The sequence below is a fragment of the Yersinia sp. IP36721 genome (assembly GCF_003634395.1).
Lineage (GTDB): Bacteria > Pseudomonadota > Gammaproteobacteria > Enterobacterales > Enterobacteriaceae > Yersinia > Yersinia entomophaga.
On sequence record NZ_QCZL01000079.1, the window covers coordinates 1 to 839 of the forward strand.

Genomic DNA, 839 nt, shown 5'->3' on the forward strand with positions numbered 1-839 from the left:
AGCATGAAGCGCTACTAAAATCACTACCGCGCCGTAACGCTCTCACTCTTACGGAAGCCTGCTGCAAACTTAGCCACTTCAGGCAAACATATATTGTCCGCGCTTGGCTGCTCGGCGCTGCGAACCGGTACAGGAATCGTTGCTTTGTATACCCTCGATGTGCAGCCCTCAGAGAGCTTTGTGAACGCTGCTTCAATTCGGCTTGCCAGCACTCGGTTGGCATCCTTCGCCGCGAAGAATTCACTTGTACGCTTAAATTTGCGTGTCTTTGAATTCTCTTTAGCTGGTTTGATTGTGATCGCTACCATGATTACCTCCGGTGATTGGCTTTGGTGATGTGGTGGCAGGGTTCGAACCTGCATATCGTCCGGCCGGACCGCGTAAGATAATCTGGGTTATGAACCTTGATTAGTGCTCACCTCCCTCCGCTGAGGGCGCTCTATCCAGTTGAGCTACACCACATCCCAAAGCCAACTTCTCTTTGGTCTCCCAGACTATCCGGGAGAAATCCGTCACGAGGATTGATGAGCATCTATGCTTTCGTTCCCCGCTTTGTTAATGAGCAGCCTGTCGTCCTGACTGGCGCGGCGAGTAGTTCCTGTCTGCCGCATCGATGTTTCGTTTCGATGGGATAAAGATAACCTAAGTTATGGGTGTGAGCAATAACCTTAATTATAATAACCATGAATAAAGTTATATTTACATGATAACAAAAGGAATTTATTTTGAAAATAATTCAGACGAGACCCTTCGCGCCGAGCGATCAGGCGTGAAAAGTGTGAGGTGAGTAGTGTTTAAAGCGGGTAGGGTGGTGAGATTGTCAGATTACAGGCACAAAA

Annotated in this window: 1 protein-coding gene and 1 tRNA gene; both read right to left on the reverse strand. The window is 48.3% G+C overall.

The annotated features are described in order from the left end of the window. Nucleotides 1-23: 23 nt before the first annotated feature. On the reverse strand, nt 24-308 hold the full coding sequence (locus DBA33_RS20835; protein ID WP_205582796.1) for a hypothetical protein: 285 nt from the start codon (nt 306-308) through the stop codon (nt 24-26). A 27-nt stretch (nt 309-335) separates the two neighbouring features. After that, nucleotides 336-462: transfer RNA gene (locus tag DBA33_RS20780), tRNA-Met, on the reverse strand. Nucleotides 463-839 lie beyond the last annotated feature (377 nt).

Bases quoted from the DNA above. Each gene is read 5' to 3' on its own strand.
- DBA33_RS20835 (WP_205582796.1), bottom strand. From the start codon at position 308: ATGGTAGCGATCACAATCAAACCAGCTAAAGAGAATTCAAAGACACGC.